Genomic DNA, 17,620 nt, shown 5'->3' on the forward strand with positions numbered 1-17,620 from the left:
GCGGTATTATGCCTGCTTTGGCCTGTGGCATGAAAAGCCGGTGGTCGAGCATCGTCGCGATCGTGCGAAAAATTCTGGGCGCGGCACGGCCCAAAGCAATAACGGAAAATACCCATGGCACCCTGGCTGACAGTAGTAGGCATCGGCGAAGACGGTTTCAGTGGCCTCGGCAAACAGGCCCGGCGCGCCCTGCTGGGCGCCTCGCGGATCGTCGGCAGCCCACGGCAACTGGCACTGCTGCCGCGCTGCGTGGGCGCACAACGCCTGGACTGGCCGACGCCATTCTCCCTCGCCCCGGTGCTGGCGCTGCGCGGCGAGCCGGTGTGCGTGCTGGCCAGCGGCGACCCGATGTTCTTCGGCGTCGGTGCCAGCCTGGCGCGCCAGGTCGCCGCCGAGGAAATGCAGGTCCTGTCGATGCCTTCGTCCTGCGCCCTGGCTGCCGCGCGCCTGGGCTGGGCGCTGCAGGACGTGCAGGTGGTCTCGCTGGTCGCCCGGCCACTGGCGGCGCTCAACGCTCACCTTTACAGCGGCATGCGCCTGCTGGTGCTGAGCAACGATGGCGATAGCCCTGCCGCCATCGCCGCGTTGCTGCGCGAACGTGGCTTTGGCCCTAGTCGCCTGCAGGTGCTGGAGCACCTCGGCGGTAACGCCGAGCGGCAACTGTCGGGCACTGCCGACGACTGGCCGTACCCGCAGGTTGCCGCTCTCAACATCGTCGCCATCGAGTGCCAGGCCGGCGCCGATGCACCCCAGTTGTCGCGGCTCGCCGGCCTCCCTGATGACGCGTTCCGCCATGACGGCCAACTGACCAAACGCGACGTGCGCGCCATCACCCTGGCCCGCCTGGCGCCACAGCCCGGCCAGTTGCTGTGGGACGTGGGGGCGGGTAGTGGCTCGATTGGCATCGAATGGATGCGTGCGCACCCGGCCTGCCGCGCGCTGGCGATCGAAGCCGACGAGGGCCGCCAGGGGTTGATCGAGCTTAACCGCGACGCCCTTGGCGTACCCGGCCTGCAGCTAGTGCGCGGCAAGGCTCCGCAAGCCTTGACCGGCCTCGAGCAGCCCGATGCCATCTTCATCGGCGGCGGCGTGACCGCTGACGGCGTACTGGCGCTGTGCTGGGAGCGCCTGCGCCCCGGTGGGCGTCTGGTGGCCAATGCGGTCACGCTGCAGAGCGAAATGGCCTTGGCGCAGTTTCGCCAGCAGCATGGCGGCGAACTGACCCGCCTGCACGTTGCCCACGCCCAGCCCCTGGGTGCCTTCGACACTTGGCGCCAGGCGTTGCCGATCACCTTGCTGGACGTGGTGAAGCCGGCCGATGCGTGAAGAGACCCACGAACAGCCCGCCCCGCTGCGTAGCGGCCTGACCACCGGTAGCTGCGCCACCGCCACCAGTCTGGCGGCGGCGCACTTGCTGTTGACCGGCCAGAGTACCGATGCGGTGAACATCACCTTGCCCAAGGGCAAGATCGTGCAGATGCGCCTGGAGTTCTGCCGGCGCAATGGCGAGCGCGCCGAGGCCGGCACGCTCAAGGACGCCGGCGACGATCCGGATGTCACCCACGGCGCCCTGCTCTACAGCCAGGTGCGCCTGCTGGATGAGCCCGGCGTCCGCTTCGTCGCAGGCGCAGGGGTCGGCACCGTTACCCGCCCGGGCTTGGTGCTCGCCGTGGGCGAGCCGGCGATCAACCCGGTCCCCCGGCGCATGATCAGCGAACATCTGCAACAACTGGCCGAGGTCTGCAGCTACGTGGGCGGTTTCGAGGTCACGGTGAATGTGCAAGACGGCGAGCAGTTGGCCTTGAAAACCATGAACCCACGCCTGGGCATTCTCGGCGGCCTGTCGATTCTCGGCACCAGCGGCATCGTCCGGCCATTCTCCTGCTCGGCGTACATCGCCTCGATCCACCAGGGCATCGACGTCGCCCACACCAACGGCTACAGCCACATCGCCGCGTGCACCGGCAATGCCAGCGAAGACTGCATGCGCCGAGTGTATGGGCTACCGGAAATCGCCTTGATCGAGATGGGCGATTTCGTTGGTGCGGTACTCAAGCACCTGCGCAAGGTACCGGTGGCGCGCCTGAGCCTCTGCGGAGGCTTCGGCAAGATCAGCAAGCTGGCCGCGGGGCACATGGACCTGCACAGCCGCCACTCGAGCATCGACCTGCCGCAACTGGCCGGCTGGGCCGCCGATATCGGTGCCGACGCCGAGTTGCAGGCGGCCATCGTCGCCGCCAACACCAGCCAGCAGGCCCTGGCCCACGCCCATGCCGCCGGTATCGCCCTGGGCGATGCGGTGTGCGCCCACGCGCTTGCGTTCGCCCGCAGTGTGGTGCCGGCGCAAGTCCAGGTCGAAGTCTTCGCCATCGACCGACAAGGTGGCATCGTCGGCAAGGCAGGTGTGCGATGAGTCGTCGAATCCTGCTGCTCGGCGGCATCACCGAAGCCCTGGCCATCGCTCGCCAGCTGGGTCCCGAGCACGTCTACAGCCTGGCTGGCATCGGTCGCGTGCCGCAGGACCTGGCCTGCCAGGTACGGGTCGGAGGCTACGGCGGCGCTGACGGCCTGGCCACCTATCTGCGCGAGGCTGGCATCACCTTGCTGGTCGACGCCACTCACCCTTACGCGGCGCAGATCAGCCGCAACGCCGCCGAGGCCGCAGCTGTCGTCGGTATTCCCTGCTGGGCCCTGCGTCGCCCGGCCTGGCAGAGCCAAGCGGGCGACGACTGGCGCGAAGTGGCGGACTGGCCGGCGCTGGTCGAGGCGCTCCGGCCCTTCAAGCGCCCGTTGTTCACCCTTGGCCGTGAGCCGCTGCAACATCTGGACGAGATCCCTTCCGGGCAATTCTGGACCTTGCGGGCCTTGGAGGCCTGCGCCGGTAATTCACGTTGCGAAGTGATCGCGGCACGTGGGCCGTTTCGCCTCGAAGACGAGCGAGCATTGTTCGAGCGCCGCGCTATCGATGTACTGGTGAGCAAGAACAGCGGCAGCGTCGCCACCGAGCCGAAGCTCGACGTGGCGCGCGAACGCGGGGTGCCGGTGCTGATCCTCCAGCGCCCGTCCCTGCCGACAGTGGACCGGACGTTCGCGGTGGCCGCGCAATTGGTCGCGGCGCTGGAAAGTACTTAGGCCTCCAATCGACATTTCCTTCACGCTTTTGCGCCGATTCCACGCCCCTGCGCGCTAGAGAGACGCCGTCTTGCGGTAAACTCGTGCTCCCCTCCTCGGAAGGCGTCCTTCATATGGAAATGCAATGGTGGATCTGGCTGGTCTTCGGCATCGGTCTGATCCTGCTCGAACTGGTGCTGCCCACATTCTTCATCATCTGGTTCGGTATCGGTGCCGTGCTGGTCTCGCTCATCGCGCTGGCCAGCCCTGCCGTGCAACTGGACATGCAGATCCTGATGTGGGTGCTGTTCTCCTCGGCCACCACTGCCCTCTGGTTCAAGGTATTCCGCCGCAAGACGCCGGACGTGCGCTGGACCGCCGACAGCGTGATCGGTGAGGTCGGCCTGCTGACCGCGAGCGTCTCGCAGTTCCAGAAAGGGCGGGTTCGCTTCCAGAAACCGATCCTCGGCAACGAGGAGTGGACCTGCGTCGCCGATAGCGACATCCCCGCCGGCGAGCGCGTGCGTCTCGTCGCCATCGAAGGCAACACCGCCCGGGTCGTTCGCGCCTGACGCTCGCCCGAACGCCCGCATTAAAAGGAACTTAGCATCATGACCAGTCTCATCGTCGTCGGCGCTCTCGCCCTGTTCGTACTGATCACCGTGTTCAAGGGTGTACGCATCGTGCCCCAGGGCGAAGAGTGGATCGTCGAGCGCCTGGGTCGCTACCACAGCACCCTCAAGCCCGGCCTGAACATCGTCATCCCGTACATGGACGTAGTTGCCTACCGCCTGCCGACCAAGGACATCATTCTCGATGTGCAGGAGCAGGAAATCATCACCCGCGACAACGCGGTGATCGTCGCCAATGCCCTGTGCTTCGCCAAGGTCGTCGATCCGCAGAAAGCCTCCTACGGCGTTCAAAATTTCTCCTTCGCCGTCACCAGCCTCACCATGACCTCGCTGCGTGCCATCGTCGGCGCCATGGACCTCGACGAAGCGCTGTCCAGCCGCGAGCAAATCAAGGCGCGCCTGCGCGAGGCGATGTCCGAGCAAACCGAAGACTGGGGGGTGACCGTGCGCTCGGTGGAAATCCAGGACATCAAGCCTTCGCAGAACATGCAGGCGGCCATGGAGCGCCAGGCAGCAGCCGAACGCGAGCGAAAAGCCGACGTCACCCGCGCCGAAGGCGCCAAGCAGGCCGCGATCCTCGAAGCCGAGGCGCGGTTGCAATCGGCCAAGCTCGACGCTGAAGCGCAGATCAACCTGGCCGAGGCCTCGGCACGGGCGATTTCCCTGGTCAAGGAAGCCGTGGGTAACGAGACGGTGCCTGCCATGTACCTGCTGGGCGAGCGCTATGTCGGGGCCATGGAAAACCTGGCCAGCAGCGACAACGCCAAGGTGGTGGTGCTGCCGGCCGATCTGCAGGAGACCGTGCGTGGGCTGATGGGTCGCAGCAAGGTCTGACATTGGCGTGAGCCGCCCGACTGCGTCACTTCACCGCACCTGATCTTTTTACCTATACTCCGACTTACAATACCGCCCACGATTCCTGACCGGATCTCTCCATGCCCCCACGTCGGCACATCGCCTGGATAGCCTGCCTAGCAGTGCTGTTCAACCTGCTGGCCATGCCGCTGTCTACTGCCGCGCCCAAGGGCCCGGCCGAGCAGCTGCTGTGGGGGGCGTTCTGTTCCAGCGTGGCCGGCAAGGCCAAGGTCGACGTTCAGGCTCTGGCCAAGATCGACCTCGGTACGCAAAGCGACGACCATTCGAACATGCAGCATTGCTGGTGCTGTTCCGGCGGTTCGCCATTGCTGGCCTTGCCGGGCTACCCGCCGCAGCTGCACAACCCGCCCACACAGCTGGCCGGGCACCTGTCGCTACTTGCCAAGCATCAACCGACGCCGCGCCAGCTATGGCCGGCGCTCAATCCCCGTGCCTCTCCGCTGACCTGAGTTCATCGCGCTGACCGCCTGAAACCGAACGCAACGGAGATTCATCCCCATGCTCAAGCATGCTCTCGTACTGGCCGCCCTGCTGCTGCCTGGCGCCTACGCCAATGCCCATGAATACACTGTGGGCGACCTGCACATCGCCCACCCATGGTCGCTGCAACTGCCACCGAACGCGCCCAATGTCGCCGCGTACTTCATCGTGCACAACAACGGCAAGGCCGATGATCGACTGCTGTCGGTCGACAGCCCGATCAGCGACGACGTCCAGTTGCACGAACATGCCCAGGCCGCCAGCGGCGCGATGCAGATGCGCCAGGTCGCCGACGTGACGGTGCCTGCCGGCAAGGACCTGACCTTCGCCCCCAGCGCCTACCACGTGATGCTCCTGCAACCCAAGGACCGCAGCCTGCTCAGCGAGGGCAAACGCTTTCCGCTGACCCTGCATTTCGAAAAGGCCGGCGATATCACCGTCGAGGTCGCCGTGCAAAAACAGCCGCCTGGCGACCAGCCAGCGGTGCACGAGCACGCCCACTGAGCCTTTGACAGGCATAAGCCATGAGCTTGCCACGCCAGCGCTCACGCCACGCCACTCGCCCTGAACGCGCACGCACCAGGGGGAGCTGGCTGAGCCTGTTCGCCATGTGGATGATCTTCATCGGCCCGCTGGTTTCCCAGTCGATGCCGATGCAGCATCACGCCGGTATGAACATGCCGATGGACATGAGCATGCCGATCAGCATGGCCATGCCCCACGAGCACGCGGCGGACCACCATCATGGCCACGGCAACGATGGCCAGTTGCATGTGATGTGGGAGAAGTGCGGTTATTGCAGCCTGCTGTTCAACTGCCCCGCTTTACCCCAGACCCTCAGCCCGCTCAGCGCGGGTAGCACCGAACCCTGCGCCCTGCGTCCCACGCCAGCGCTCCAGGGCCATGCCCGGCAGGCCGTGTTCCCTGGCGCCCGCAGCCGCGCGCCGCCCCTTTCGATCGTCGTCTGAACCCTCCACTTGCCGCACGGAGCCCACTGGCTCCGCGCACCACCACGACTGATCGACTGGAATCACTATGTCCGGCTGTACCCCTGTATTCGCCCTGTCCCTGCGTGGGACCTTCGCCGCGTTGTGCGGCTCGCTGATCGCGCCTCTGGCCCTGGCTACCGAGCCCGGCCATGAAGGCCATGAGCAGACACCGTCCGAACTGAGCCCGACGGTGATCACCGCGCTGGCGCCAAGCTCGCCGCTGACCGTGGTCACCAACCCCAAGGATCCGCGCCAACCGGTGCCGGCCAGCGATGGCGCTGACTACCTCAAAACCATCCCGGGCTTCTCCGCCATCCGTGCCGGAGGCACCAATGGCGATCCGGTCCTGCGCGGCATGTTCGGCTCGCGCCTGAACATTCTCACCAACGGCGGCATGATGCTCGGCGCCTGCCCCAACCGCATGGACGCACCGACTTCCTACATTTCACCGGAAACCTACGACCGCCTGACCGTGATAAAAGGCCCGCAGAGTGTGATCTGGGGCCCCGGCGGCTCGGCCGGCACCATCCTCTTCGAACGCGAGCCGGAGCGCTTCGGCAGCCTTGGCAGCCGGGTCAATGCCAGCCTCCTGGCCGGCTCCAACGGCCGCTTCGACAAGGTGCTCGATGCCGCCGCCGGTAACAGCCAGGCGTACGCGCGCTTCGTCGGCAATCAGTCACGCTCCGACGACTACGAGGACGGCCACGGCGACACCGTGCCCTCACGCTGGGACAAATGGAACGGCGACGTCACCCTCGGCTGGACGCCCGACCAGGACACCCTGCTCGAACTCACCGCAGGCAAGGGCGATGGCGAAGCGCGCTACGCGGGTCGCGGTATGGACGGCGCGCAGTTCAAGCGCGAAAGCCTTGGCCTGCGTTTCGAAAAGTCCAACCTGGGCGAGGTGCTCGACAAGGTCGAGGCGCAGGTCTACTACAACTACGCCGACCATGTGATGGACAACTACAGTCTGCGCACGCCGTCAGGCACCGGCATGATGGCCGGCCCCATGGCCGCCGCCGTGGACCGCCGGACCTTGGGCGGACGCATCAAGGCCACCTGGCGTTGGGCCGACGTACAACTGATCGCTGGCCTCGACGCGCAGACCAACGAGCACCGCGCACGCAGTGCCATGGGCGTCGATACCTACAAGAACGAACCCTGGACCAAGGACGCCGACTTCCACAACTACGGTGCCTTCGGCGAACTCACCTGGTACGCCACCGGCGAGGATCGGTTGATCACCGGTCTGCGCCTGGACCGCGCCTCGGCGCGGGATTTCCGCGACGACAGCGCCACCAACGCGGACACCCGCGCCGACACCCTGCCCAGCGGCTTCGTGCGCTACGAGCATGACCTGGCTGCCCTGCCAGCCACGACCTACGTCGGCCTTGGCCATGCCCAACGCTTCCCCGATTACTGGGAACTGTTCTCACCGGACCAGGGCCCTGCTGGTTCGGTCAACGCCTTCGACAGCATCAAGCCGGAGAAGACCACCCAGCTCGACTTCGGCATCCAGTACCGCGACGCGCGCCTGGAAGCCTGGGCCTCGGGTTACATCGGCCAGGTCCGCGACTACATCCTGTTCGACTACCGGACCGGGATGATGGGCATGAGCACCACCCAAGCACAGAACATCGACGCCCGCATCATGGGCGGTGAACTGGGCACGGCCTACAAGCTGACCGAGCAATGGAAGGCCGATGCAACGCTGGCCTATGCCTGGGGCAAGAACAGCAGCGACGGCAAGGCCCTGCCACAGATGCCACCGCTGGAAAGCCGACTGGGCCTGACCTACAGCCGCGACACCTGGAGCGCAGGTGCCCTCTGGCGGTTGGTGGCGGCGCAGAATCGTATCGCCGAAAACCAGGGCAACGTGGTCGGCAAGGACTACGACAAGAGCGCAGGGTTCGGCGTGTTCTCGCTCAACGGCGCCTACAGGATCAACAACAACCTCAAGCTCAGCGCAGGGGTCGACAACCTGTTCGACAAGACCTACGCCGAGCACCTGAACCTGGCCGGGAATGCCGGGTTCGGCTACCCGGCCACTGATCCACAGCCGGTGAACGAGCCGGGCAGGACCTTCTGGACCAAGGTCGATTTGAGCTTCTGACAACAACGACGGGCGCGTCCGTGGCCGCGCCCCTTAGCTGGTCAAACAGGAGGTTCCCATGAGCGGAACACGCGTATCTTTCTACAACCTGGCCTGGCGCTGGCATTTCTATGCCGGCCTGTTCGTCGCCCCCTTCATGATTCTGCTGGCGATCACCGGGATCATCTACCTGTTCAAGCCCCAGCTTGACCCGTGGATGTACCGCGACCTGATGGTGGTGGAAGCCGGGCACCACCGACAGAGCGCCGACACGCTGCTCGCCGAGGTGCGTCAGGCTTATCCACAAGGCCATGTCGGCCAGTACCTGCCGCCGATCGATGGCGAACGCAGTGCGCAGTTCGTGGTGCATGAGGCAGGCCGCGAGCTCAATGTGTTCGTCGACCCCTACCGGGGCAAGATCCTCGGCGAGCAGGACGGCAAGCAGAACCTGCAGGCCATCGCCCGGGCGCTGCATGGCGAGCTGATGGTCGGCACGGTCGGCGATCGCCTGGTAGAGCTGGCAGCCGGCTGGGGCATCGTGCTCGTGGTATCGGGCCTGTACCTGTGGTGGCCGCGCGGGCGCAACGCCAAGGGTGTGCTCTGGCCGCGCCTTGGCGCCAGAGGCCGGGTGCTGTGGCGCGACCTGCATGCGGTCAGCGGTTTCTGGGGCTCGGCCCTGCTGCTGTTGATGCTGCTCAGCGGCATGACCTGGACGGGTCTCTGGGGCAAGCAGTACGCCGACCTGTGGAATCGCTTCCCGGCAGCGATGTGGAACGACGTGCCGAAGTCGGACCAGCAGGCGCGCGAACTGAACAGCGCCCACCGTCAGACCGTACCCTGGGCACTGGAGAATACACCGATGCCGCAGTCCGGTGCCCATGCCGAACATGCCGGGCACCACATGATGTCCGACCTGCCGGCCGCCCCGCAGATCACCCTGCAACAGGTCGAGGACATCGCCACCGCACGTCACGTCGAGCCAGGCTATAGCATCACCGTGCCGACCACCGCCGAAGGTGTTTTCACCATTTCGGTGTTCGCCGACGATCCGCGTAACGATGCCACCTTGCATGTCGACCAGTACACCGGAAAGGTCCTGGCCGATGTGCGCTGGGCGGACTATCCCACCGTGGCACGGGCGACCGAGCTGGGCGTGATGCTGCATGAGGGCAAGATGTTCGGTCCGCTGAACCAGATCCTCATCCTGCTGGTGTGCCTGATGATCCTGCTGGGCTCGGTGAGCGGGCTGGTGATGTGGTGGAAGCGCAGGCCCCGGGGTGGCTTAGGCGTACCGCCGCTACGTCATGACCTGCCGCGCTGGAAGACTGCCGTCGGAGTGATGCTGGTACTGGGCGTGATGTTCCCGCTGGTGGGGGTGTCGATGGTGGTCATGTGGGTGGTCGATAGCGTAGTGGTGAGGCGCCGTCGGCTGCTGGTCAGCGTCTGAGTTTTCGCCTGCACCGGCCTCTTCGCGGGTGAACCCGCTCCCACAGATACAGCTCCGATTTCCAAGCCTGTACCGTACCTGTAGGAGCGGGTTTACCCGCGAATAGACCCACGCATGAGAAATACTGTTACCCAAAAGTCGAGTCGATCTGTCGCGCCCCGAATTGGGACGCCCGTGTTAGCCTAGCCGGCTGTTTCACACAAGAAGACTGAATCTCAAGGGAATGCAGCTTAATGATGCACACTTCACCCACGGCGCCAGATGACCAGCATCTGCAGCGCAACCTGACCAATCGCCACATCCAGCTGATCGCCATTGGCGGCGCCATCGGTACCGGTTTGTTCATGGGCTCGGGCAAGACCATCAGCCTGGCCGGGCCGTCGATCCTGTTCGTCTACATGATCATCGGCTTCATGCTGTTCTTCGTCATGCGCGCGATGGGCGAGCTGCTGCTATCGAACCTCAATTACAAGTCGTTCATCGACTTCTCCGCCGACCTGCTCGGTCCCTGGGCAGGCTATTTCACTGGCTGGACCTACTGGTTCTGCTGGGTCGTCACCGGTATCGCCGATGTGGTGGCGATCGCTGCCTACACGCAGTTCTGGTTTCCCGAATTGCCCCAGTGGATACCGGCGCTGGCGTGCGTGGCCCTGTTGCTGTCGCTGAACCTGGTGACGGTGAAGATGTTCGGTGAACTGGAGTTCTGGTTTGCCCTGATCAAGATCGTCGCCATTCTCGGCCTGGTCGCCACCGGCCTGTACATGGTGGTCACCGGCTTTACCTCGCCCAACGGCAGCACCGCGCAGTTGGCCAACCTGTGGAATGACGGCGGCATGTTCCCCAACGGCCTGATGGGGTTCTTCGCCGGTTTCCAGATCGCGGTGTTCGCTTTCGTCGGCATCGAGTTGGTGGGCACCACCGCCGCCGAGGCGAAAAACCCGGAACGCACGCTGCCACGGGCGATCAACTCGATCCCGGTGCGGATCATCGTGTTCTACGTGTTGGCCTTGATCGCGATCATGGCGGTGACGCCATGGCGCGACGTGGTACCGGGCAAGAGTCCGTTCGTCGAGTTGTTCGTACTGGCAGGGCTGCCGGCAGCGGCGAGCATCATCAACTTCGTGGTGCTGACCTCAGCGGCCTCTTCGGCCAACAGCGGCGTGTTCTCCACCAGCCGCATGCTCTACGGTCTGGCCCAGGAGGGCGATGCCCCCCGGGCATTCGAACGACTCTCGCGCCGCGCCGTGCCGGCCAACGGCCTGTTCTTCTCGTGCACCTGCCTGTTGCTGGGCGCCGTGCTGATCTATCTGGTACCCGATGTGGTCGAAGCATTCACCTTGGTCACCACCGTGTCGGCGGTGCTGTTCATGTTCGTCTGGACGCTGATCCTGCTGTCCTACCTCAGCTACCGCAAGCACCGTGCACCGCTGCACCAGGCATCGAGCTACAAGATGCCGGGCGGGCGCTTCATGTGCTATGTGTGCCTGGCGTTCTTCGCGTTCATCCTGGTGCTGCTGAGCCTGGAAGCCGACACCCGTTCGGCCCTGATCGTCACCCCCATCTGGTTCGTGCTGCTGGCAGTCACTTACCAGTTCGTCCGCAGCAAGCGCCATCCGCGCACCGCTGTGCGTAACGGCTGATTGAATTTGGGGCTGCTTTGCAGCCCCAATGCTGTGCACACAAATATGCCAGGCACCAACCTCGACCGCCGTCACGCCCCAACACCTCGCACAACCGCTCTATCCTGCCCCTTTTGCCACCCGGCACACCCCTTGCAATGGCCCTCTCCGCTTGGCCAACACCAAAAAAGAACTCATCGGAGAGAGCACATGAAGCGTCGCAGTCTGATCAAGGCCTTTACCCTCAGCGCATCGATCGCGGCGATGGGCCTGAGCTGGAGCATCCAGGCCGCCGAGACCATCAAGGTCGGCATCCTGCATTCGCTGTCGGGGACCATGGCGATTTCCGAGACGTCGCTCAAGGACATGGCGCTGATGACCATCGAGCAGATCAACGCCAAAGGCGGTGTCAACGGCAAACTGCTTGAACCCGTCGTGGTGGACCCTGCATCGAACTGGCCGCTGTTCGCCGAGAAGAGCCGTCAGTTGCTGACTCAGGACAAGGTCGCGGTGGTGTTCGGCTGCTGGACCTCGGTGTCGCGCAAATCGGTGCTGCCAGTATTCGAAGAACTCAACGGGCTGTTGTTCTACCCAGTGCAGTACGAGGGTGAGGAGATGTCGCCCAATGTCTTCTACACCGGCGCCGCACCGAACCAGCAGGCAATCCCGGCAGTGGAATACCTGATGAGCGAAGACGGCGGCGGCGCCAAGCGCTTCTTCCTGCTGGGCACCGACTACGTCTATCCACGCACCACCAACAAGATCCTGCGTGCCTTCCTGCACAGCAAAGGCGTGGCCGACAAGGATATCGAGGAGGTGTACACCCCGTTTGGCCACAGCGATTACCAGACCATCGTCGCCAACATCAAGAAGTTCTCCGCCGGCGGCAAGACCGCGGTGATCTCCACCGTCAACGGCGACTCCAACGTACCGTTCTACAAGGAATTGGCCAACCAGGGCCTGAAAGCCACCGATGTGCCGGTGGTGGCGTTCTCGGTAGGCGAGGAAGAACTGCGCGGCATCGACACCAAGCCGCTGGTCGGCCACCTGGCCGCGTGGAACTACTTCGAATCGGTCGACAACCCGGTCAACCAGCAGTTCGTCGCCGATTGGAAGGCCTATGCCAAGGCCAAGAACCTGCCGGGCGCCGACAAGGCCGTGACCAACGATCCGATGGAAGCCACCTACGTCGGCATCCACATGTGGGCACAAGCGGTGGAGAAGGCCAAGTCCACCGATGTCGACAAGGTCCGCGAGGCCCTCGCCGGCCAGACCTTCAAGGCACCGTCCGGCTTCACCCTGACCATGGACAAGACCAACCACCACCTGCACAAGCCGGTGATGATCGGCGAGATCCAGGACGACGGGCAGTTCAGCGTCGTCTGGGAGACCGAGCAACCGCTGCGGGCCCAACCCTGGAGCCCGTTCATTCCAGGCAACGACAAGCGGCCTGACTACGCGGTGAAAGCCAACTGAGTGCACGGGGCTGCCTTGCAGCCCATTCGCGGGACAAGCCCGCTCCCACCAGTACACCGGTCAACTGTGGGAGCGGGCTTGTCCCGCGAAGAATCCACTGCCGATTTCCAGGATTGCTCGCATGCTCAGATTCCTGCTCACCCTCCTGCTCCTGCTGCCCCTGGCAACCCAGGCCAGCGAGGGCGAATTCTTCCTCACCGCCAAGCCCACCGAGCAAGCCCGCCTGCTCGAAGGCTGGGCGGCGCAACCCGATGCCGGACGCCTGGTGCTGCTGGAAAACCTGCGCCAGGGCCGCATCGCCGCCGACGACAGCCGCAAGGTGCGTCTGAACAACCGCTTGCGTGGTCTGATCGACAACGCCCTGGCCAGCCACCAACTGCTCAGCGATGACAACACCGTGCGCCTGGCCGCGGCTCAGCAACTGCAGAAAAGCGCAAAGCCGGCGCAGATGGCCTACCTCGATCGGCGCTTCGCCATTGAAACCGACCCTGCCGTGCAGGCCGCCCTCAGTCTGGCCCTGGCCAATCTGCAACTGGGTGCCAGCGAGCCCTCGGTACGTCTGGCCGCCGTTCGCCTGCTCGGCGAAACCGGTGACCCACTGGCGCGCACCCGCCTCGAAGCGTTGCTGCAGGACGGCGCCGAGACCGATGCCAATGTGCGCAACGCCGCCGAAACCAGCCTTGCCCAGGTCAAACGCAAGCTGCTGTTCGGCGAGTTGCTCGGCCAAGCCTTCAGCGGCCTGTCGCTGGGCTCGATCCTGCTGCTGGCGGCACTGGGGCTGGCCATTACCTTCGGCCTGCTCGGGGTCATCAACATGGCCCATGGCGAGATGTTGATGCTCGGGGCCTACAGCACCTACATGGTTCAGGTGCTGGTACAGCGCTACGCCCCCGGCGCGATCGAGTTCTACCCATTGATTGCGCTGCCGGTGGCCTTCGCCGTCAGCGCCGGGGTCGGCATGGCGCTGGAGCGCACGATCATCCGCCACCTCTATGGCCGTCCACTGGAAACGCTGCTGGCAACCTGGGGCATCAGCCTGATCCTCATCCAGGCCATCCGTCTGCTGTTCGGCGCTCAGAACGTCGAGGTCAGCAACCCGACCTGGTTGTCCGGTGGCATCCAGTTGCTGCCCAACCTGGTGCTGCCGTACAACCGCCTGGTGATCATCGGCTTCGCCCTGGCCGTGGTGCTGCTTACCTGGCTGCTGCTCAACCGCACCCGTTTGGGCCTGAACGTGCGCGCCGTCACCCAGAACCGCAACATGGCCGCCTGCTGCGGAGTGTCCACCGGCCGCGTCGACATGCTCGCCTTCGGCCTCGGCTCAGGCATCGCCGGGCTGGGCGGGGTGGCTTTGAGCCAGGTCGGCAACGTCGGTCCGGACCTGGGCCAGAGCTACATCATCGACTCGTTCCTGGTGGTGGTGCTCGGCGGTGTCGGGCAACTGGCCGGCAGCCTGTGGGCGGCATTCGGCCTCGGGATAGCCAACAAGCTGCTGGAGCCGCAGATCGGTGCGGTGCTTGGCAAGATCCTCATCCTTGCGTTGATCATTCTGTTCATCCAGAAGCGTCCGCAAGGCCTGTTCGCCCTCAAGGGACGGGTAATCGACTGATGAACCAGCCTCTGCTTGTCACCGCTGCGCAAAAAGCCGGACCGCGCCTGTCGCTGGCCATCGGCACCGTCGTCGTCCTGCTGCTGTTGGCCCTGCCGCTGCTGTCGCTGCTGCCGGCCGACCATGCCCTGCAGGTCTCGGCTTACACCCTGACTCTGGTTGGCAAGGTGCTCTGCTACGCCATCGTGGCCCTCGCCCTGGACCTGGTATGGGGCTATGCCGGCTTGCTCTCGCTCGGCCATGGCCTGTTCTTCGCCCTGGGTGGCTATGCCATGGGCATGTACCTGATGCGTCAGGCCGCAGGCGATGGGCTGCCAGGCTTCATGACCTTTCTGTCGTGGACCGAACTGCCCTGGTACTGGGCCGGCACCCAGCACTTCGCCTGGGCTCTGTGCCTGGCGGTGCTCGCCCCAGGACTGCTGGCCCTGGTGTTCGGCTGGTTCGCCTTCCGTTCGCGGATCAAGGGCGTGTACTTCTCGATCATGACCCAGGCCCTGACCTTCGCCGGCATGCTGCTGTTCTTCCGCAACGAGACCGGATTCGGCGGCAACAACGGCTTTACCAGCTTTCGCAGCATCCTCGGCTTCGACATCGCCGCCCCAGGAACCCGGGCGGTGCTGTTCACGCTCACTGTCGGCCTGCTGCTGGCCAGCCTGTACCTGTGCTGGAGACTGACCACCAGTAAATTCGGGCGCCTGCTCACCGCCGTGCGCGATGCCGAGAACCGATTGATGTTCTGCGGCTACGATCCGCGTGGCTTCAAGCTGCTGGTGTGGGTGCTGAGCGCTGTGTTGTGCGGCCTGGCCGGTGCGTTGTACGTACCCCAGGTGGGCATCATCAACCCCAGCGAGATGTCGCCGACCAACTCCATCGAGGCCGCGGTATGGGTCGCCCTCGGCGGTCGTGGCACGCTGATCGGTCCACTGCTCGGCGCCGGCCTGGTCAATGGCATGAAGAGCTGGTTCACCGTGGCGTTCCCGGAGTTCTGGCTGTTCTTCCTCGGCGCGCTGTTCATCCTCGTCACGCTGTACCTGCCCAAGGGCGTCGTCGGCTTGCTGAAGAAAAGGAGCCAGTCATGAAAGGCCTGCCCCCGGTACACCCGGAATTCATGCTCGAACCGGTCTTCGACCAACTGGGCAGCGGCCGCGAGGCCATCGGCCTCGGCCATGCTCGCAAAGCCGGCCTGGACACCCGGCATGGCACGGTGCTGAGCCTCGAGGACATCAGCGTCAGTTTCGACGGTTTCAAGGCACTCCATGCCCTCAACCTCTACATCGGCGTGGGCGAGTTGCGTTGCATCATCGGCCCCAACGGTGCCGGCAAGACCACGATGATGGACGTGATCACCGGCAAGACCCGCCCCGACACCGGCAGCGCATATTTCGGCGACACCCTCGACCTGACCCGCATGAGCGAATACCAGATCGCCCAGGCCGGCATCGGTCGCAAGTTCCAGAAGCCCACGGTGTTCGAGGCGCTGACGGTGTTCGAGAACCTGGAGCTGGCACTCAAGGCCGACAAGTCGGTATGGGCAAGCCTGGCCGCGCGCTTGAGCGGTGAGCAGCAGACTCGCATCGAAGAGGTATTGACCACCCTGCGCCTGCTGCCCCTGGCCCAGCGCCAGGCGGGCCTGCTTTCCCACGGGCAGAAGCAATTCCTCGAAATCGGCATGCTGCTGGTCCAGGAGCCGCGGCTGCTGCTGCTCGATGAGCCGGTGGCAGGCATGACCGATGCCGAGACTGAATTCACCGCCGAACTGTTCAAAGGCCTGGCCGGCAGCCATTCGCTGATGGTGGTGGAGCACGACATGGGCTTCGTCGGCAGCATCGCCGACCACGTCACTGTCTTGCACCAGGGCAGTGTGCTGGCGGAGGGCTCGCTGGAGCAGGTCCAGGCCGATGAACGGGTGGTCGAGGTTTACCTGGGCCGCTGATCAATACCAAGGACAAAACATGCTGAAAATCGACAGCCTGCACCAATACTACGGCGGCAGCCACATCCTGCGCGGCCTGTCCTTCGAGGCCAAGGTCGGCGAAGTCACCTGCCTGCTCGGGCGCAACGGCGTCGGCAAGACCACCCTGCTGCGCTGCCTGATGGGCCTGGTAGCGGCCCGCGAGGGCAGCGTCGAATGGGAAGGCAAGCCGATCACCACGCTCAAGCCACAACAGCGGGTCCATGCCGGCATCGCCTACGTACCCCAGGGCCGCGAGATCTTTGCGCGGCTGACCGTCGAGGAGAACCTGCTGATGGGCCTGTCACGCTTCAGCGCCCGCGAGGCCCGTGAAGTCCCGGCCTTCATCTACGAGCTGTTCCCGGTACTGGAACAGATGAAACAGCGTCGTGGCGGCGACCTGTCCGGCGGCCAGCAACAACAACTGGCCATTGGCCGCGCCCTGGCCAGCCGCCCCCGGCTGCTGATCCTCGACGAACCGACCGAAGGCATCCAGCCCTCGGTAATCAAGGAGATCGGCGCGGTGATCCGCCGACTGGCCGAGCGTGGCGACATGGCGATTCTGCTGGTCGAGCAGTTCTACGACTTTGCCGAGGAGCTGGCCGACCAGTACCTGGTCATGGCGCGCGGGGAGATCGTCCAACGCGGGCGCGGTGAAAACATGCAAGCCGAAGGTGTGCGCGGGCTGGTAACCATTTAATCTGCGCGCATCGACCTTGTGAGACGCTGCAATGAGCCACGACATCCGCGACGCCCTGCCCACCGACGTGCCGGGCATCCTCGACATCTACAACGACGCAGTGCGCAATACCACCGCGATCTGGAACGAGACCCCGGTGGACCTGGCCAACCGCCAGGCATGGTTCGCCGCCCGCGCCGAACAGGGCTATCCGATCCTGGTGGCGGTGGATGACAGTGGCGTGCTGGGCTATGCCTCGTTCGGCGACTGGCGACCATTCGAAGGATTCCGCCTGACGGTCGAACATTCGGTCTATGTGCGCGACGATCAGCGCGGCAGGGGGCTGGGGCCTCGGTTGATGGCGGCATTGATCGAGCGGGCACGGGGTTGCGGCAAGCATGTGATGGTGGCGGCCATCGAAAGCGGCAATGCGGCGTCGGTGCGCCTGCATGAACGGCTGGGGTTCGTGGTCACCGGGCAGATGCCGCAGGTAGGGGTGAAGTTCGGGCGCTGGCTGGATTTGACCTTCATGCAGTTGCTGTTGAACCCAGGGGCTGAGCCCGCTTGAATTCTGCACTGCCTGCAGCGGCCTCTTCGCGGGACAAGCCCGCTCCCACAAGCACCCCACTGAATCTGAAAATGGTGGGGTACCTGTGGGA

Annotated in this window: 17 protein-coding genes; all 17 read left to right on the plus strand. The window is 64.7% G+C overall.

The features are described from left to right. Positions 1-114: 114 nt before the first annotated feature. The 17 genes from cbiE (at position 115) to E2H86_RS03005 (ending at position 17,529) form a co-directional block, all read left to right on the plus strand. On the plus strand, positions 115-1,326 hold the full coding sequence (gene cbiE / locus E2H86_RS02920; RefSeq protein ID WP_133324549.1) for a precorrin-6y C5,15-methyltransferase (decarboxylating) subunit CbiE: 1,212 nt from the start codon (positions 115-117) through the stop codon (positions 1,324-1,326). Next, complete coding sequence (locus E2H86_RS02925) at positions 1,319-2,413, plus strand: cobalt-precorrin-5B (C(1))-methyltransferase (protein WP_133324551.1); 1,095 nt, start codon at positions 1,319-1,321, stop codon at positions 2,411-2,413. Before cbiE ends, E2H86_RS02925 begins: the two co-directional genes overlap by 8 nt. Continuing rightward, positions 2,410-3,132: a cobalt-precorrin-6A reductase gene (locus E2H86_RS02930; RefSeq protein ID WP_133324553.1), complete on the plus strand. Its 723-nt coding sequence runs from the start codon at positions 2,410-2,412 to the stop codon at positions 3,130-3,132. The genes E2H86_RS02925 and E2H86_RS02930 overlap by 4 nt, the downstream gene beginning before the upstream one ends. 113 nt (positions 3,133-3,245) lie before the next feature. After that, on the plus strand, positions 3,246-3,683 hold the full coding sequence (locus E2H86_RS02935; RefSeq protein ID WP_133324555.1) for an NfeD family protein: 438 nt from the start codon (positions 3,246-3,248) through the stop codon (positions 3,681-3,683). Positions 3,684-3,722: 39 nt separating this feature from the next. Next, a complete protein-coding gene (locus E2H86_RS02940; protein WP_133324557.1) occupies positions 3,723-4,577 on the plus strand; it encodes an SPFH domain-containing protein in 855 nt (284 codons plus the stop codon). 101 nt (positions 4,578-4,678) lie between these two features. Further along, positions 4,679-5,068: a DUF2946 domain-containing protein gene (locus E2H86_RS02945; protein WP_133324559.1), complete on the plus strand. Its 390-nt coding sequence runs from the start codon at positions 4,679-4,681 to the stop codon at positions 5,066-5,068. A 49-nt stretch (positions 5,069-5,117) separates the two neighbouring features. After that, complete coding sequence (locus tag E2H86_RS02950; protein WP_133324561.1) at positions 5,118-5,603, plus strand: copper chaperone PCu(A)C; 486 nt, start codon at positions 5,118-5,120, stop codon at positions 5,601-5,603. 20 nt (positions 5,604-5,623) lie between these two features. Continuing rightward, positions 5,624-6,067 (plus strand): DUF2946 domain-containing protein, encoded by a 444-nt coding sequence (locus E2H86_RS02955; protein ID WP_133324563.1) that lies wholly within the window; start codon positions 5,624-5,626, stop codon positions 6,065-6,067. Between the two features lie 67 nt (positions 6,068-6,134). After that, positions 6,135-8,201 carry a TonB-dependent copper receptor gene (locus E2H86_RS02960; RefSeq protein ID WP_133324565.1) on the plus strand — a complete coding sequence of 689 codons (2,067 nt, stop codon included), beginning with the start codon at positions 6,135-6,137 and terminating at the stop codon, positions 8,199-8,201. A 58-nt stretch (positions 8,202-8,259) separates the two neighbouring features. Next, entirely contained in the window at positions 8,260-9,627 is a 1,368-nt protein-coding gene (locus E2H86_RS02965; protein ID WP_133324567.1) for a PepSY-associated TM helix domain-containing protein, read from the plus strand. A 233-nt stretch (positions 9,628-9,860) separates the two neighbouring features. Further along, positions 9,861-11,267 carry a D-serine/D-alanine/glycine transporter gene (cycA, locus tag E2H86_RS02975; protein ID WP_133324569.1) on the plus strand — a complete coding sequence of 469 codons (1,407 nt, stop codon included), beginning with the start codon at positions 9,861-9,863 and terminating at the stop codon, positions 11,265-11,267. Between the two features lie 189 nt (positions 11,268-11,456). After that, the gene (urtA, locus tag E2H86_RS02980) at positions 11,457-12,722 is read left to right on the plus strand and encodes an urea ABC transporter substrate-binding protein (RefSeq protein WP_133324571.1); all 1,266 of its coding nucleotides are present in this window, start codon (positions 11,457-11,459) and stop codon (positions 12,720-12,722) included. 97 nt (positions 12,723-12,819) lie between these two features. Next, positions 12,820-14,331, plus strand: a complete 1,512-nt coding sequence (gene urtB, locus E2H86_RS02985; RefSeq protein WP_397466175.1) for an urea ABC transporter permease subunit UrtB — start codon at positions 12,820-12,822, stop codon at positions 14,329-14,331. Beyond that, a complete protein-coding gene (gene urtC / locus E2H86_RS02990; RefSeq protein WP_133324575.1) occupies positions 14,331-15,410 on the plus strand; it encodes an urea ABC transporter permease subunit UrtC in 1,080 nt (359 codons plus the stop codon). The genes urtB and urtC overlap by 1 nt, the downstream gene beginning before the upstream one ends. Continuing rightward, on the plus strand, positions 15,407-16,264 hold the full coding sequence (gene urtD, locus E2H86_RS02995; RefSeq protein ID WP_196171981.1) for an urea ABC transporter ATP-binding protein UrtD: 858 nt from the start codon (positions 15,407-15,409) through the stop codon (positions 16,262-16,264). The genes urtC and urtD overlap by 4 nt, the downstream gene beginning before the upstream one ends. Before the next feature lie 19 nt (positions 16,265-16,283). After that, the gene (gene urtE, locus E2H86_RS03000; RefSeq protein WP_133324577.1) at positions 16,284-16,982 is read left to right on the plus strand and encodes an urea ABC transporter ATP-binding subunit UrtE; all 699 of its coding nucleotides are present in this window, start codon (positions 16,284-16,286) and stop codon (positions 16,980-16,982) included. A 31-nt stretch (positions 16,983-17,013) separates the two neighbouring features. Beyond that, positions 17,014-17,529: a GNAT family N-acetyltransferase gene (locus tag E2H86_RS03005; protein WP_133324578.1), complete on the plus strand. Its 516-nt coding sequence runs from the start codon at positions 17,014-17,016 to the stop codon at positions 17,527-17,529. The last annotated feature ends 91 nt before the right edge of the window (positions 17,530-17,620 follow it).

It is taken from the genome of Pseudomonas putida (genome assembly GCF_004357765.1).
In the GTDB taxonomy this organism is placed as follows: Bacteria; Pseudomonadota; Gammaproteobacteria; order Pseudomonadales; family Pseudomonadaceae; genus Aquipseudomonas; species Aquipseudomonas putida_U.

Excerpts from the sequence above, each read along its gene's own strand:
- E2H86_RS02960 (WP_133324565.1), top strand. The coding sequence starts at position 6,135 with ATGTCCGGCTGTACCCCTGTATTCGCCCTGTCCCTGCGTGGGACCTTC.
- cbiE (WP_133324549.1), top strand. The coding sequence starts at position 115 with ATGGCACCCTGGCTGACAGTAGTAGGCATCGGCGAAGACGGTTTCAGT.
- E2H86_RS02935 (WP_133324555.1), top strand. The coding sequence starts at position 3,246 with ATGGAAATGCAATGGTGGATCTGGCTGGTCTTCGGCATCGGTCTGATC.
- urtE (WP_133324577.1), top strand. The coding sequence starts at position 16,284 with ATGCTGAAAATCGACAGCCTGCACCAATACTACGGCGGCAGCCACATC.
- E2H86_RS02950 (WP_133324561.1), top strand. The coding sequence starts at position 5,118 with ATGCTCAAGCATGCTCTCGTACTGGCCGCCCTGCTGCTGCCTGGCGCC.
- E2H86_RS02945 (WP_133324559.1), top strand. The coding sequence starts at position 4,679 with ATGCCCCCACGTCGGCACATCGCCTGGATAGCCTGCCTAGCAGTGCTG.
- cycA (WP_133324569.1), top strand. The coding sequence starts at position 9,861 with ATGATGCACACTTCACCCACGGCGCCAGATGACCAGCATCTGCAGCGC.
- E2H86_RS02940 (WP_133324557.1), top strand. The coding sequence starts at position 3,723 with ATGACCAGTCTCATCGTCGTCGGCGCTCTCGCCCTGTTCGTACTGATC.
- E2H86_RS03005 (WP_133324578.1), top strand. The coding sequence starts at position 17,014 with ATGAGCCACGACATCCGCGACGCCCTGCCCACCGACGTGCCGGGCATC.
- E2H86_RS02930 (WP_133324553.1), top strand. The coding sequence starts at position 2,410 with ATGAGTCGTCGAATCCTGCTGCTCGGCGGCATCACCGAAGCCCTGGCC.
- E2H86_RS02965 (WP_133324567.1), top strand. The coding sequence starts at position 8,260 with ATGAGCGGAACACGCGTATCTTTCTACAACCTGGCCTGGCGCTGGCAT.
- urtD (WP_196171981.1), top strand. The coding sequence starts at position 15,407 with ATGAAAGGCCTGCCCCCGGTACACCCGGAATTCATGCTCGAACCGGTC.
- urtC (WP_133324575.1), top strand. The coding sequence starts at position 14,331 with ATGAACCAGCCTCTGCTTGTCACCGCTGCGCAAAAAGCCGGACCGCGC.
- E2H86_RS02925 (WP_133324551.1), top strand. The coding sequence starts at position 1,319 with ATGCGTGAAGAGACCCACGAACAGCCCGCCCCGCTGCGTAGCGGCCTG.
- urtA (WP_133324571.1), top strand. The coding sequence starts at position 11,457 with ATGAAGCGTCGCAGTCTGATCAAGGCCTTTACCCTCAGCGCATCGATC.
- E2H86_RS02955 (WP_133324563.1), top strand. The coding sequence starts at position 5,624 with ATGAGCTTGCCACGCCAGCGCTCACGCCACGCCACTCGCCCTGAACGC.